This is a genomic window from Carboxylicivirga sp. (assembly GCF_982718395.1).
This window is the reverse complement of record NZ_CEXQWX010000134.1, coordinates 1-17,013: the sequence shown is the minus strand read 5'-3', so window position 1 is coordinate 17,013 and position 17,013 is coordinate 1. Positions and strand designations below refer to the sequence as shown.

Annotated in this window: 8 protein-coding genes; 3 read left to right on the top strand and 5 right to left on the bottom strand. The window is 37.6% G+C overall.

The genetic code is table 11. From position 1 onward, the window contains the following. The 3 genes from AC4MRQ_RS19495 to AC4MRQ_RS19485 all read right to left on the bottom strand — a co-directional run. A partial coding sequence (locus tag AC4MRQ_RS19495) for an outer membrane beta-barrel protein (RefSeq protein WP_491199386.1) occupies positions 1–748 on the bottom strand: 748 nt, incomplete at its 3' end. Positions 749–897: 149 nt separating this feature from the next. Continuing rightward, positions 898–1,650 (bottom strand): copper homeostasis protein CutC, encoded by a 753-nt coding sequence (locus tag AC4MRQ_RS19490; RefSeq protein WP_491199385.1) that lies wholly within the window; start codon positions 1,648–1,650, stop codon positions 898–900. Then, positions 1,643–3,559, bottom strand: coding sequence for an AMP-dependent synthetase/ligase (locus AC4MRQ_RS19485; protein WP_491199384.1), 1,917 nt, complete (start codon positions 3,557–3,559; stop codon positions 1,643–1,645). The genes AC4MRQ_RS19490 and AC4MRQ_RS19485 overlap by 8 nt, the downstream gene beginning before the upstream one ends. A gap of 192 nt (positions 3,560–3,751) precedes the next feature. On the opposite strand from AC4MRQ_RS19485, the gene AC4MRQ_RS19480 reads away from it, so the two are divergent. Next, on the top strand, positions 3,752–5,095 hold the full coding sequence (locus tag AC4MRQ_RS19480; protein ID WP_491199383.1) for a tetratricopeptide repeat protein: 1,344 nt from the start codon (positions 3,752–3,754) through the stop codon (positions 5,093–5,095). Positions 5,096–5,144: 49 nt separating this feature from the next. Here the strand turns inward: AC4MRQ_RS19480 and AC4MRQ_RS19475 are convergent, their stop codons facing one another. Then, on the bottom strand, positions 5,145–6,200 hold the full coding sequence (locus tag AC4MRQ_RS19475; protein ID WP_491199382.1) for an aldose epimerase family protein: 1,056 nt from the start codon (positions 6,198–6,200) through the stop codon (positions 5,145–5,147). Positions 6,201–6,543: 343 nt separating this feature from the next. Between AC4MRQ_RS19475 and purL the strand changes: the two genes are divergently transcribed. Beyond that, positions 6,544–10,233, top strand: a complete 3,690-nt coding sequence (gene purL, locus AC4MRQ_RS19470) for a phosphoribosylformylglycinamidine synthase (RefSeq protein WP_491199381.1) — start codon at positions 6,544–6,546, stop codon at positions 10,231–10,233. 521 nt (positions 10,234–10,754) lie between these two features. Further along, positions 10,755–14,483: a DEAD/DEAH box helicase gene (locus tag AC4MRQ_RS19465; RefSeq protein WP_491199380.1), complete on the top strand. Its 3,729-nt coding sequence runs from the start codon at positions 10,755–10,757 to the stop codon at positions 14,481–14,483. Between the two features lie 39 nt (positions 14,484–14,522). Here the strand turns inward: AC4MRQ_RS19465 and AC4MRQ_RS19460 are convergent. Next, on the bottom strand, positions 14,523–17,013 hold a 2,491-nt coding region (locus AC4MRQ_RS19460; protein WP_491199379.1), incomplete at its 5' end, for a response regulator.

Sequence of the window (17,013 nt, the reverse complement as noted above, 5' to 3'; positions counted from 1 at the left end):
GCTCTTCCGATCTTGGCTCATTTTTCCAGCGGCTATCATCAATTAAGAACGTAATACCAAAGCTTGTTGTATAATAGAAATCATTAGCTTCGGTTTTGTATATAATGCCATCTGAAGACCATTCACTGTGACCATCAAGTTCGTCACTTGTAGGTAATGTACCGATAGCTTCGATGTTAATACTCCACTGGGAATTGATCCAATATGATAAGCCAAAACCTCCAGATAATGAGGCTGTTAAGCCGCTCTTTTCTCGCCAAAGATTCCCTTCAGGAACACCTTGATCATTTCCATTTCCAAAATATTCTGATGCATTGTAGTAAATCAGTCCAACCTGACCAATAACATATGGATTAAATGAACGTTGTTTGTAATATCCGAGCATGATATTTAGAGGGCGGAAAGTAACACCTCCATTAAATTCAGTATAGATGTTATCAAAATAAGCGTATATCAGGTTAGGATCTGATTTATCGCCAGCGATCTGTGAACCACTCATTTGACCACCCATAGTGGATGCTCGCGCTGATAGAAAAGTATTAAGTTCTTTCTCTGCGGTAAATCCGAGCGAAATGTTTGTTCTACCATCATCTACCAAATCTCCATAAAAATGGTTAGCACCAAGGCGACCAGTAACACTAAAACCTTCCCAAATCTTTGGTTTTCTTCTACGCTGTGCATTCGATTCGGGCAGGAAAGTTGAAAGCAAAACAGTAAGTACAATAAAATATCTTAACGATAATGGCATTCGAATGTGCTTTAATTTCGTGTAAAAATGTAAAAAAGTTTACGATTACAAAAATGTATTTAACCCAAAAATGTAATAAAGATGTGTCATTAAGAAAAAAAATTTACGGAATGTCGTTTTTTCTTAGTGAAAGCATCAAAATATTACACCTATGTACGAGCTAATGCATTAATTGTTGCTTTTATTATTGCTTTGTCAGAAAGAAAACGACTAAATTCAGGAATTCCGGCAATTCCACCCATGTTAATCCGGTTGTTTTTAAATTTCATAGGAGACTTTTTTTCTCTTCTAGCAGAGAAATGGAATTCCTTTGCTTGGGTTCGATCAGCGATCAATTTAATATTGTCAGGTTTAATACCAGAACCCACTAAAATATTTAATCGATTGTTAGCATGAAGAATGATCTTTTTGATGAATTCAATACCCAAATCCGCCGTTTGTTCTAATCCGGAAGTAAGTATTCGATTAACACCAATGCTGGCCAATTGATCTATAGCCTTTAAGGGATCCTTACACATGTCAAAGGCTCGATGAAAAGTGAAAGACAGACCATTACATGCCTCAATTAGCTTTTTTGTATTAGCAGTGTCTATATCTCCGTCTTCCACTAGCCAGCATGAGACTCTTCCATCTCCACCAAATTGACTTGCCATTTCAATATCGGAAAGCATAATATTTATTTCATCCTCGGAATACACAAAGTCTCCACCCCTTGGTCGAATGATCACAAATAGCTTAATATCAGGAGCAGCCTTACGAACTTGCTTTATCATACCGGCACTTGGAGTTGTGCCCCCTTCAAAGAGGTTATCACAAAGTTCAACTCTGTTTGCACCTGCTTCCTGCGCATTTATTGCCGATTGTACCGAATCAATGCAAACTTCAAATGTATAATTACTCATTATTACTTATAAAAGTTCTAAGGTTTTTAATATTAGTCTGTGAGCAAAAGTTTTTTGCATCAGGTGTGTAAAGGTAGTCGATCTGATCAGAAAAATATTCCTCAACTTTCGGCCTTACAACTTTCATAGTACTGTTCAGTAGTTTGTTCTTTTCGGTAAAGCTTTCATTTAAAATAGCTAGTGTAGTGGGAAGCCATCTGCCCGGGAAATTCATATTTTCGGTATTCTGCTGCTTTAGCTCATTAATTTTAGATTGGATTAATTCCAACATTTCAATAATGGTGTCGTCTGAATCGAGGTGCTTATTATTACTTTTAGCCCACTGTTTTAATTTTTCTTTATTGGCTACAATAAGACCACTTGTGAATGGATTCTGATTGTTGTGAAGAACAAACTGATCAACATATTCGCAATGATCAATAATTGCTTCTTCGATTCCTTCAGGGCTATATTTTTCTCCATCAGAACCAATCAGTAGGCTTTTAAATCGACCAAGCACATAAAGGTAATTTTCATTGTCCAAATAGCCCAAGTCACCAGTATAAAGCCACTGATCCCTGATTGTTTCTTTGGTGGCATCTTCGTTACGCCAGTACCCTTGCATGACATTTTCACCACGAATAACAATTTCGCCTTTTTCACCTATAGGAAGTGCATTGCCATCGTCATCACAAATTTTTATTTCGAGTTGATTAACAACTTTCCCAGAAGAACCCAATTTATGGAATTTAGGGGTATTAGCTGATATGATTGGTGATGCTTCACTCAATCCATACCCTTGGTACATTGGGATACCTAATGCATAAAAAAAACGTTGTAAATCAATATCAAGAAGAGCACCACCACCAATGAAATAGTTTAAGTTGCCACCAAATCGCTCTTTAATTTTATTAAAGATAAGTCCTTTGAAGAAAGCGTATATTGGGTATGATAATTTCTTAAAACCGTTACCGGCCTTTTGACCATTCCCGTTATACCAATAGGCAAAAGATAATCCGGAATTAAATAATTTAGTTGCAAAAGTGCCTTTGGCCTCAATTGCCTTTTCAATATTTTTCTTGAAATTTTTTGCCAAGGCAGGTACGCTCATTAATATCTCTGGCTTAATCTCCTGCATATTTGTTACAAAATTCTTCAATGTTTCATGCTGGTTACGACCTATTTGAACTGAAGCTATAGATGCGCCTTTATGCATAAAAGCATATAATGATGCTGTATGAGCGAATGCATGATCCCAAGGTAATACGACAAGTGTCTTAAAATGCTGTGGAATATTTATATAGCTAAATGCTTGTTCAACGTTAGCAGTATAATTTCTGTGTGATAATATAATTCCTTTCGGATCAGCGGTTGTACCTGATGTATAACAAATATTTGCATGTGTTTCAGGTTTGACATTACTCATTACTTCCTTAAGTGCATCAGGATTTTTTGAGGAATAATCTTTAGCCAGATTAAAAACACCCTCTATCAATATTTCCTGATCTAATACATTATCTATCGAATCTAAAACGATGACTTGCTTTAATGAGGTTAATTCACCCTTAATGAGTCGTATTTTTTCAAGTTGATTTTTCGATACAATTACAGTTTCAGCTTCAGAATGGTTTAATCTGAATATTAGATCAGTATCAGCCTCAAGCTTGGTCGATAAAGGCACATTAATGGCGCCGATATGCAAAATAGCAAGTTCACTTACCAACCACAGTCGTCTTCCTTCTGATAGCAATGCAATTCTATCCTGAGGATTTATTCCTAATGCTAAGAGACCATTAGATAGTGTATGGACTTCTTTTTGTATCTCTTTATAAGTGTATGATTTGAATTGATTATCAGTTTTTTCCCATACAAGAGGATTTTCAGGGTATTTACTGACACTATCCTCAAAGAAATTAATTATGCTTTTCATTGTGTTGTTGTTTTCAAAACTAAGATAACAGAAAATTCTAACAAGTGTTCGTTTTCGCCCACGTGGTGCATAAATGCGTACATGAAAAGTAATTGGATTTTTACGTTAATAATCAGATAGTGAGTGATAAAAAAAACGTGGCATATTACTTGAGGAATTTTTCCAACATTAATTAAGTTAAACCTGATGACCATGAAGAGACATGTATTGAGTTTATTGCTATTATTGGGGATAATAGCTGGATCAACGTATTCTGTTGCACAGGAAGTGCACAAAATGGATAGTGTTGAGTGTTTAAAAAACTATTCGTTATACAAGGAAGCCTTAAAGAAAAGGATGTATGATTATTCAATCGATGCCTGGCGTACGATGTTTAATCAATGTCCTGATGTTACAATTCGTCTTTATTCTGATGGCATAAACATTTATAAACATTACATCAAAAAGGAGAAAGATGCAACTAGAAAAGCTGCATTAGTCGATACTTTACTAATGATTTATGATCAGCGTATCAAATACTTTGGCAATCATCCCAAATATCCTGAAGGATGGGTGTTAGGAAGAAAAGGGATTGATATTGTTACTTACCGTCGAGATGATGTGGAATCAATTCAGAAGGCTATCCAGTGTTTTGAATCTTCACATGAACAATTAGCTACAAAAATGGAGCCTATGGTTGCGGTTAACTGGCTGCAGGCAACCAATGCCTTGTTGAAAACTGGAGATCGGACTGAGATTGAGTTGTTAAATGTATATTTGGATGTTGATGAAGTATTGGCATCTCATATTTCAAGACAAAAAAGCGAAAAGCATAAAGCCATGTTGAATAAGGCAAGTAATACATGTGTTGAGATTGTTGCTAAAAGCGGATTAAACGATTGTATTGCCTTGCAAAATGCCTTATTGGAGAAATATGAACTTGTTAAAGATAATCAGGTCGGACTTGAACGTTTGTTAAAGTTGCTAATTTCTCTGGAGTGTACAAATAGTGAATTATATGCCAAGGCTGCTGAAAGGAATTATGAGCTGGAACCAACTGCCAGTGCTTCATATTTATTAGCAAAGTACTTTATAAAACAAAATCAGTTTGATAAGGCTAAAGAGTATTACTTAAAAACTATCAGTCAGGCTGATGATGAAGAATTACAGGCCAAATGCTTTTATGAATTGGCTGTAGTTACTTTCTCACACTTTAAAAACAGCCCCGAAGCGAGAAAGTATGCACAGAATGCCCTGCAGAAGAAAGGTAACTGGGGAAAACCTCATATCTTAATTGGAAATATATATGCGCAGGAAAGTGCAAAGTATGGTGAAAGTGATTTTGAACATCAAACGGTATACTGGGTAGCGATAGATCGATTTAAAAAAGCAAAATCAATAGATCCGGAATGTACCGAGGAAGCGGAGAAACAGATTAATCTATATTCACAATATTTACCTGACAAAGAAACGGGTTTCTTCCATGGTATTCAGGAGGGTGAGAATTACACTGTAGGATCATGGATTAATGAGAAAACGATAGTCAGATATCGCTAAATAAGTGAAAGGAAAGAGCGTTACTTTTTTCGGTAATGCTCTTTTTGCTTTATTCTGCCAAACCAAATTTATAAACGGTCGTCTGTCGATATGTTTCTTCTGGTTTTAGTTCAGCACTTGGGAAATTTGGTTTGTTAGGGCTGTCTGGAAATTTTTGAGCTTCAAAGCAAACGCCATAGTTCTCATCAAAAGAAATACCATCTCTTTTAAAACTCCCATCAAGATAGTTACCAGTATAAACCTGAAATCCAGGTTCTGTTGTGTAAAATTCAAGCGAGCGACCTGTACTTCCATCTACAAGGCGCGCGCCGATGTTTAAGTCGCCTTCAAAACCATTAATGGCAAAGTTGTGATCATATCCTCTTCCATCCACATCACTGATGCGTTCGCCAATTTTTTTCGGAAGTAAAAAATCCATAGGTGAATCATTTACTGATACAACTTCTCCTGTTGGAATATCATTTTCGTCTTTAGGAGTAAACCTATCTGCATAAAGTACCAACATGTGATCAAGTACATTGCTTTGCATACTTGACAGGTTAAAATAGGTATGGTTGGTCAGGTTGATAATGGTTTTCTTATCAGTTTTTGCTTCGTAATCAATTACCAATTCATTGTCAAAAGTAAGGGTATAGGTCATTTTAACCTTTAAGTTACCAGGGAAACCCTCCTCCATATCCTTTGAGTCAAGAGTTAATATAACACCAGTTCTCTTTGGTTCTTTAAAAGTTTCCATATCCCATATTTTCTGATGGAAACCTTTGGGACCACCATGCAATGCATTGGGACCATTGTTACAGTTAAGTTGGTAGTTGGTTCCATCAATACTGAATTGACCATCTTTTATTCGGTTGGCATATCGGCCAATTGCCGCACCAAAATATGGACAATTGTTTTTGTAGTTGTCGCTTAAATAGTCTTCAACATTATTAAAGCCAAGAGCTATTTCGGCAAAATTACCTCTTCGGTCCGGAGTTTTAATACTCATTATAATTCCACCATAATTGGTAACGGTGACTTGAGTGTGCTTTCGGTTTTGAAGGGTAATTGTTTTAACTTCCTGATTAAGTGACGGAATAAACTGAATTGATTCGTTAATTATCATAGCGGTGAATGTGGATTATCAATGCAAAAATAAGAAAAAAGTTAATTTTAACATTTTATTACTTTTTTCTTGTCAGCTGTTTAAAAAGTAGTAGATTTATACCTGAAAGATTGAACATATCTTTCTGTTCTACTGGCTACTTTTATCCGAAAGGATAAACTATTATAAGCGCAGGTAGTTTTTTGGTTTTAGAGAGAAGAGGTTATTCATTTGAATAACCTCTTTGTTTTTTATCAACAATTTGTTTAAAAGTTAGTCAATAATCAGTTTACTTCTACATAAAAACTACTGAACTATTACTAAATTTGCAGCTCAATAAAAAACAAATTCAAAACATTCATTCATGGTTCTGTTTTTCAAGGGAGATTCAAAGCAGATTATTGCGGTAGGAACGCAAGCCGATCTTTCAGCTGATAACATTAGTAAGTTAGAGTGGCTATTTAGTGGAGCAAAGCTTTCTGAAAGTAAAACTTTAGAAGGCTTTTTTGTTGGTCCACGTAAAGAAATGATTACTCCGTGGAGTACTAATGCTGTTGAGATTACTCAAAATATGGGTATCAATGGAATTGTGCGCATAGAGGAGTTTTTCGAAGTTGATTCTGAGAAAGCAGAATTTGACCCAATGCTCCAGGCAATGTATAAAGGTTTGGATGGCGAAATTTTCACCATCGATAAAGAACCTGAACCAATTGTTCATATTGAAGATGTAGCAGCCTACAATGTACAAGAAGGATTGGCTTTGAGTGAGGAGGAAATTAATTACCTGAATGAATTAAGTGAGCGTTTGGGACGCAAACTAACCGATAGCGAGGTGTTTGGATTTTCACAAGTGAACTCAGAGCATTGTCGTCATAAAATCTTCAACGGTATCTTTATCATTGATGGCGAAGAGAAAGAAAGCTCGTTATTTAAGTTGATTAAGAAAACTTCAGAGACGAATCCTAACTTCATCGTATCAGCCTATAAAGACAACGTAGCCTTTGTTGAAGGTCCTAAGGCAATGCAGTTTGCACCTGGCCGTCAGGATACGGCTGATTTCTTCGAAACAAAAGAAATTGATACGGTTCTTTCATTAAAGGCCGAAACTCATAACTTCCCAACAACTGTAGAGCCGTTTAACGGTGCTGCTACAGGTAGTGGAGGAGAAATTCGTGACCGTTTAGCCGGTGGACAAGGTTCATTGCCATTGGCAGGTACAGCGGTTTATATGACTTCTTATTCACGCTCGGAAGAAGGACGTGCATGGGAAAAAGATACGCCAGCTCGTGATTGGTTATACCAAACACCAGAGGAGATTTTGATTAAAGCATCCAATGGTGCATCAGATTTTGGTAATAAATTTGGTCAGCCAATGATCTGCGGTTCGGTGCTAACTTTTGAGCACTTTGAGAATCACAAAAAGTTTGCTTTTGATAAGGTAATCATGTTGGCTGGTGGTATTGGTTTTGGTCGTAAAGAGCATGCCATTAAAGCTGATCCTGAAAAAGGAGATAAAGTGGTGATTCTTGGTGGCGATAACTACCGCATTGGTATGGGCGGAGGAGCCGTATCATCCGTTGCTACAGGTGAGTATGATAACTCTATTGAGTTGAATGCTGTTCAGCGTTCGAATCCTGAAATGCAAAAGCGTGCGATGAACGCTATTCGAGCTTTGGCTGAGTCGGATGAAAACCCAATTGTTTCGATTCACGACCATGGTGCAGGTGGACACTTGAACTGTTTGTCGGAGTTGGTAGAAACAACAGGGGGAACCATTCATTTAGATAAGTTACCTGTGGGCGATCCAACGCTTTCATCAAAAGAAATTGCTGGTAACGAGTCGCAGGAGCGTATGGGGCTTGTACTGAAAGATAAAGACATTGAGAACCTAAAGAATATATCGGCTCGTGAGCGCGCACCTTTCTACGAGGTGGGAGAGACGACTGGAGATATGCACTTTAAGTTTGAAGATGATAAGGGTAATGCACCCATCGACTGGAAGCTGGCCGATATGTTTGGTAACCCGCCAAAAACCATCATGAATGATGAAACAGCAGATGAGAAATTTACAGCTGTTGAGTATGAAACAACTGAGATAGAAAAATATATCAGCGATGTACTTCAGTTGGAAGCTGTTGCCTGTAAAGATTGGTTAACCAATAAAGTTGACCGTTCGGTAACGGGTAAAGTAGCCAAGCAACAATGTGCCGGTGAACTGCAGTTGCCATTGAATAACTTGGGTGCTTGTGCCATCGATTACAAAGGCGAGAAAGGTATTGCCACTTCAATTGGTCATGCTCCGGCTATCGGTTTGGTTGATCCTGCCGCAGGAGCAGTTGTTTCAATTGCCGAAGCATTAACCAACTTGGTGTGGGCACCATTAACACATGGATTAAAAGGTGTATCCTTAAGTGCCAACTGGATGTGGCCTTGTAAAAACAAGGGTGAAGACAGTCGTTTGTATCGCGCTGTTGAGGCTGTGAGTGACTTTAGCTGTGAGTTGGGTATTAACGTCCCTACAGGTAAAGATTCTTTGTCGATGACACAGAAGTACAAGGATGGCGACTTGGTTTACAGTCCAGGTACTGTGATTATCTCAGGAGCAGGTGAGGTGAATGATATTAAAAACATCGTTGAGCCAGTATTGGTGAAAGATATAGATACGCACCTATTACATATAGACCTGTCGTTTGATAGCTTGAAACTTGGAGGTAGCTCATTTGCCCAGGTGGTGAATAAGCTGGGTGCTGAAGCCCCAACTGTAACTGATGTTGACTATTTTAAGAATGGTTTTAATACCATTCAGGAGCTGATCAATAAAGGATTGGTACTGGCAGGACATGATGTATCTGCAGGTGGTTTGGTAACTGCATTATTAGAAATGAATTTTGCCAATACAACATTTGGTGCTAAGGTTAACCTTAGCAATTATGAAGAGAAAGATTTGATTAAGTTGTTATTCTCTGAAAACCCGGGTGTTATTATCCAAGTGAAAGATTTAGCAACAGTTTCATCTATTTTGGAAGCGAAAGGAATCCAGTTTATGGAGCTTGGTCAGCCAGTCGAAGGACGCGAATTAATAATAGAAAACAACGGACAAGTATTAAACCTAGATATCGACAAATATCGTAACGATTGGTACAAGACATCCTACTTATTAGATCGTAAGCAGAGCGGTGAGAAGCTTGCCAAAGAGCGTTTTGATAATTATGCAAATCATACTTTGGATTATAATTTCCCAACCGCATTTACAGGGCAGCTAGATCAGTGGAACTTAGTATTAGATCGTAAAGAGCGTTCAGGTATTAAAGCTGCTATCATCCGTGAGAAAGGGGTGAATGGCGACCGTGAGATGGCTTATAGTATGTTCCTGGCAGGTATGGACGTGAAAGATGTTCATATGACAGACCTGATCAATGGCCGCGAAACATTGGAAGATATCAACATGATTGTATTTGTTGGTGGATTCTCAAACAGTGATGTGTTAGGGTCAGCCAAAGGTTGGGCAGGAGCTTTCTTGTACAATCCAAAAGCAAAAATGGCACTTGATAACTTCTATGCACGCCCGGATACATTAAGTTTAGGTATTTGCAATGGTTGTCAATTAATGGTTGAGCTTGGTTTGGTTTATCCTGATCATGCTGAGAAGCCAAAGATGTTGCACAATGAATCGCATAAATTTGAATCCATCTTCCTGAATATGGAGATTGCTCAAAATGATACTGTGATGTTAGGTTCATTGTCGGGTACTAAGTTAGGAGTTTGGGTGGCTCACGGCGAAGGTAAATACCAGTTGCCATATGCCGAAGATCAATATAATATTGTTGGTAAGTATTCGCATGCTACCTATCCGGCTAATCCGAACGGTAGTGATTACAATACGGCCGCTATTTGCTCCAACGACGGCCGTCATTTAGCAATGATGCCGCACCTAGAGCGCGCCATCTTCCCATGGCAATGGGGATATTATCCTGCGGATCGCAAAGATGATCAGGTTTCGCCTTGGATAGAAGCCTTTGTAAATGCCAGGAAGTGGATTGAAGCACGCCAGTAAGTATAACAGAATTCAATATGGTAAGCCTGATAGGATTTCGAATCCTGTCAGGCTTTTTTATGGAAACTGACTCTCTAAGGCTGGGAAGTATCATGGTTTAACCCTGCGATGTCTAAGGTTTAACCTTTCGATGCCAAAGGTTTAACCTTTTGATGCCAAAGGCTTAACCTTTCGATGTAAAAGGTTTAACCTTTTGAGATCTATAGTTTAATTTACCAAAAAACTTAAGATAAAACTGTTTCCTAAATAGGTCGTTAAAGCTTCTGCAAGGGTTTGATTATAAATCAAGTTCATTCTACTCTTTTGATCTCTAAAACTATGTCTTTAAGCGTCTTGTAAATCTATCTTATGTCTTATATCAAAAATCGAACGATCTATAGTTCTTAACTGCCCGAAAAATTTTCTTGCTGACTATCAATGATATTAAAAATGGAGCGATAAATACCAAACTTTAAATAGCGGTGTTTTGCTACAGTGTTTGTACTTTTGCGGATTAGCACTTTTCAAATGGACAACTGAATATGGCGGAGAGCGTAAGAGATTTTATTAGTGGTGAGATTGATTTTTATGTATCGAACGATATAAGCAGTGCAGGTACCAACCTATATAAGGAAGGGAAAGTTTCACTTCAGCTTTACCAAAAGGCATTGGATAACTGGATTTTCTCAGTTAAAGACACCAAAATGCATAAGGTACAAGTACGTCACCTTAACCAGCGTCAAATTGAGACGATGTGTAACTGCTCATATATTGGAGGACGCTTTTGCATACATACTGTCGCAGCCCTGTTATTTATAGCAGATATTGATGGAAACATTCAGTTAGGATTTGAAAAGCGTGATGAGCAATCCAACCAGCGTGCCGTTTCAGGCCGATCTGTATTGGGATTTGAATTGCCATCTTTTGAAAATGTAACAGAGAACTTTGTTAAGGAGAATACTACGTATTCAATATTAAGTGCTGTATCATATAGTTACCAGGTGAGTTATATATCAGAACTTATCATTCTGGAGAATAAACTCATTGTCCAGCTCGACCAGAATTTCAAAAAGCATGTAAAGGTGGTTTTTAGCTATGTGGATGATAAGGTTTACATATCGCCTGAAGAGAAAACAAATTTGCAAACCTTAACTGAGCCTGAGGTTATATGTTTGCTGAAAATTGCCCGTTCTGCCAGTCCGGACTTACTTAAAAGAGTGTTTAAGTTTAGCCTTGAGGGAATTAAAAATGAAACACTTATTCAACATGGCTTGGATAGAGGGGATTTTGATACCTATTTTAAGATAGGCTTCGATGAGAAATTAGGGTTAGTTGCTCAGCATACAGAATTTGCAAAAGGATTAATCCCCGTTTCAAATGACGAGTCTCAAGTAGTTAACCAGATACTCCACGAAATTGATGTTGAAACTTTTCGTCTTGAAGCGCAGGATGAGGTTCAAAAAGAGGAACGCGAGATGGGGTTTATTTTGGAGTTAAGCACCACTCAAACCTACTTTAGCGATAATTACGTTATTGAATTAACTCCAATCATAGGTAAACCTAATAAATCGCGTGAGGCTTTAAGTTCTCATATCACAGAATATGATGGTTTGCATGAAGATTACGTACTAAACCTAAGCGAGCATCAGAAGGAGCTATTGACTTTAATCGATGATTGCAATGCTTCCATTCCTCCATCAGAATTGTTCATTATTCATAAGCGAATAATGGAACTATTGGCAGAGGAAAAGCACGTTTATGTCAATCATTCCAATAACTACAAATTACGCAAAGGAGATCTTGAACCTATAGTTATTGCTGCTGAAGCAATAGATGGTTTCTATGAAGTTAAAGAAGATGAAACCTTTACTTACCTAAATCCCCGATTAAAAATTGGTGATCGCGTTTTAGGTGTGGAAGAAATAGATATCGAACAATCAGGGCAATTTATTTACGTTGTTGACGGAGTATATTATGTGACCAAAGATTACCGCGTTGCCAAGTTAATTGTTGAACACAGTGAGCCAATAAAGATTGTTAAATCGCAAAAAGATTACTTCTTCGAAAAAGTGATTAAGCCCCTTTCAAATAGCTTCGATATGAATTTTGATAAAGGGATTTATCCGCTGGAGACAGCTGAGTTGGATTTTAAAAAGAAGCAGGTGTTTCTATCTGAGCAGGACCATCACTTAATCATCTCACCGCAAGTAGAGTATCATCATGGTGTATCGGTTAAATTAACCACCAATGGTAATGTGTTGATTGAAGAGGACAATAAGATCATTCAATACAAGCGCAACTTTGAGTTAGAGGAAGATTTTGCAGAACAATTATCAACCCTGCATCCAAAATTCGAGGCTCAGAAAAGCAGCAAAGTGTTTCATCTGCATTACAATGAGTTTAATCACGATATGTGGTTTTACAGGTTTTTTGATGCCCTGCAGCTTAATAATATTGAAGTATATGGGCTCAACGATCTGAAGAGTTTTAAGTATTCACCTCATAAAGGGAAAATATCTACCTCCATTAGTTCGGGACAGGATTGGTTCGATATTAAGGTTAATGTGAGCTTTGGTGACAACATTGTTAAATTGAGTGATATACGTAAAGCGGTTCTCAACAAGCAACGCTATATTCAGTTATCTGATGGTTCAGTGGGAGTATTGCCGGCAGAATGGTTCCATCGTTTTGAAAAATACTTCAGGCATGGGGAAGTCAATGGTGAGCATTTAACTGTTTCTAAGTTACGTTTTTCCATTGTAGATGAACTATTCGATAATATTGATGATGCGGCGGTATTGGAAGAATTGACAGAAAAGCGCCGCAAGCTGGCATCATTCACTCGTATTGAAGATACCGCTATTCCGGCAGGTATAACGGCCGATTTGCGCCATTATCAGAAGGAAGGATTAAACTGGTTAAATTTCCTTCATGAAATGGGGTGGGGAGGTATCCTTGCAGACGATATGGGACTGGGTAAGACACTTCAGGTGTTAACTTTTTTAAAGCATATTCTGGCTTATGATTCAACAACCAATCTGATTATAGTGCCAACAACACTGTTATTTAACTGGGAAAATGAAATCAGGAAATTTGCTCCATCCTTGAAGGCGCATTATCATTATGGCGTTCAGCGCGAAACGGATACCGGCATTTTTGACGAGTATGATATTGTTTTTACCACCTACGGAATACTCTTGCGTGATATTGAATTGCTGAAAGAATACTCATTTAATTATATTGTTCTGGATGAGTCACAAGCGATAAAGAATCCGGCATCACGGCGTTATAAAGCAGCCAGTCTTTTAAAAGCCAAAAGTCGACTGGCACTCTCTGGTACGCCAATCGAAAACAGTACATTTGATTTGTATGCACAAATGAGTTTCGTTAACCGTGGTTTTCTGGGTGGAGTTTCGGCATTTAAGGAAAGTTTCTCAAATGCTATTGACAAAGATGGAGATGAATTGATAGGAGGTGAGTTGCAACGCCTCATCAATCCATTTGTATTAAGAAGAACTAAGGAAAAGGTAGCATCAGAGCTGCCTCCTAAAACTGAAGATGTCATCTTTTGTGAGATGGATACTGCCCAGCGTAGAGTTTATGATGCCTATCGCAATCAGTTCCGCGACCAGTTAATTGGAAAAATGGAAGCGGAGGGAGTTGGTAAAAGTAAATTGATGGTACTGGAGGCATTAACACGCTTACGTCAGATATGTGATTCACCTCAATTGATTGGTGATCGAAATATTAATGAAACCGAGTCGGTTAAAATCAAAGAAATCATTCAGCATATCACCGATAAAACAGCCAATCATAAAATATTGATATTCTCGCAGTTTGTTAAAATGCTTGGCTTAATTAAAGATGAGTTGACACGTCGCGGGATTGAATTTGAATACCTCGATGGAAAAAGTACAACTAAACAGCGAGAGCAATCGGTCAATAATTTTCAGAATGACGATGAATTGCGTGTTTTTCTGATTAGTCTGAAAGCAGGTGGAACCGGGTTAAATCTAACAGCGGCAGATTATGTATATATTGTTGACCCTTGGTGGAATCCTGCTGTTGAAAATCAAGCTATAGACCGATGTTATCGTATTGGACAGGATAAAAATGTATTTGCTTATCGTTTGATATGTCGTGATACGGTTGAAGAGAAAATTTTAAAACTGCAAGATCGGAAAAAGAAAGTGGCGGGTGATATCGTTCAAACCGACGAGAGTATTATGAAGAATCTTACGGTTGATGATATTAAAGATTTGTTGGGATAAGGAATAGCCAAACATCTCAAAGATGTTTGGCAAATCGCATTAATTCCAGCGTTTGTGAGCTTGCTTATATTGTCCAGGAGACATGCTAAATTCTTTCTTGAAACTTTTAATGAAGTAGGAGCTACTGTTGAATCCTACTTTATATGCTATTTCACTTATCTGATCATCAGCACTGGCCAGCATGGCAGCAGCTTCTTTTAAGCGGATTGTTCGTATAAAATCTGTGGTTGATTTATCTGTCAGTGCTTTTATTTTACGATGCAAATTACTTCTGCTCATACCCAATTCCTGACACAACTCTTCTACACCAAAAGCTTCATTGTCCATGTTTAACTTGACAATTTCAAGTGCCTTGCTTACAAATTGCTCATCTACTGAAGTTGTTGTAATCTCTGATGGATTAATTAAAGCATTACCAGTAAATATTTGCTTCAACTTCTCACGCCCTTTAAGTAAGTTATCGATATATGCTAATAGAAGATCAGGATTAAAAGGCTTAGGCAGATAGGCATCAGCGCCTGTTTTTAAGCCTTCAATACTGTTATCGACAGAAGTTTTAGCCGTTAACATGATAACAGGAATATGACTTGTCTGAACCTCGTTTTTAATTCTGTTACAAAGTTCAATGCCGTCCATCACTGGCATCATTACATCTGTAATTACTAAATCAAATGTTAGCTTTTCTAAATAATTGAATGCCTCCTGTCCGTCAGATGCAGTCGTGACATTATAATCCGTGTTTAAAACTGTTTGCAGGTAGTTAACTACTTGCTGGTTATCGTCAACAATAAGCAAATTATAAAGACTATTTTTATGGCCCTCTGGGTTTTTTGTTGTCACATCCGGAGTAGTATGATCCTCGGTAACGATGTTTTCTGTTATCTGTTTGTCAGATGATGAAACAGATGGATTTATTATAGGTAATTTGATTGTAAAAGTTGTTCCTTTCCCTTTTTCAGATTCTACACTTATTTTTCCGCCATGTAATTGAACCAGTGATTTGGTAAGCGCTAAACCAATACCTGTACCTGCTATTTGCTGATTCTGATTTCTAAAGCGTTTATACTGTATGAATACTTCTTCCGGGTGATCAGAATTGATGCCATCACCATCATCTGAAATGCTGATGGACAGATTTTGCCTTTCCATTATTTGTTCATCCGACAGCAATAGGTTTAATGTGACCTGACCATTTTCTTTACCATACTTAAATGCATTGGATAGAAGGTTATAGATAATCTTTTCGATTATCTCTTTATCAAACTGAATTTTTAATGATTCAACATTACAATTAACCTTGAAGCTCATTTGACGTTTCTGAGCCATAAACCGGAATGATTCGGCACATTCTTTAATGTATTTGACTATATCGTTTTCGCTCACATTTAGTTCCATTGAACCACTCTCTACCTTTCTGAAATCCATTACCTGGTTGATTAATCGTAAAAGAACATTTGAATTTTTGTGAGCAATATCAAATAGATTTTGCTCTTCAGTGTCTAAGTTCAATTTCTTCTTTAGTGATTCAAGAGGACCGGAGATCAACGTTAATGGTGTTCTGAACTCATGAGAGATATTTGTGAAGAACTGCAGGCGCATTTGATTTAATTCTTTAATCTTTTCGCGCTCCATTACCTCAAACTCAAGCTTGCGTCGAAGATCAATCCAGGCAACAGTGTAGCGAATGTAGGCATACATAGCTCCACCAATCAAAATAAAATAAGCCAGATAGGTATACCAACGTTTCCACCATGGAGCCAATACTTTTATTTTAAGAGCTGTTTCTGATGTGCTCCAAACGCCGTCGTTATTTGCGGCCTTAACCTTAAAAATATAATCTCCAGGCTTAAGGTTATTGTATTTGACTATGCGGCTTGAGGAGGCTTTACTCCATTGATTCTCCAGGTTTTCAAGTTTATAACTATATGAGTTTTTCTCTGATATGAAATAATTAATGGCTACAAATTCAATACTGATGTTGGTCTGATCATGGTTTAGTACAATCTCTTTGGTTTCTGTAATGTTTTTAGTTAACGGACTGTTTTCATCACCTGCTTTAATTGGTGCATTATTAATGTATAGTTCGGATAAAATTACTGTCGGAATGTTATTATTAACCTTTATCACTTTGGGATTGAACTGATTTAATCCTTTAACTCCCCCCACTAATAACTGGTTCGACTTTGTATAAAGTAATGTATTGAATGTACTTCCAAGCAAGCCATCACGATTATCATAGTTTTGAAAGCGCCCGGTTTCCACTTCATATTTAGAAAGTCCGCCTTGAGTGGCAAACCATAAGATACCGTCATTGGTTTCACAAATGTCGTAGACCTGTTCCTGTGCCAAACCATCACTGGTTGTGAGGTTAATTACTTCTCCCTGATCCGAATCTATTTTATATATGCCACCACCATTTGACCCAACCCATATCTGACCATTGCTTCCTTCGTAAATCGTTAATACTGCATTATTACCAACACCGCTGTCATTAACCTTGTCAAATAAATATCTGATATACTTTTCCTCG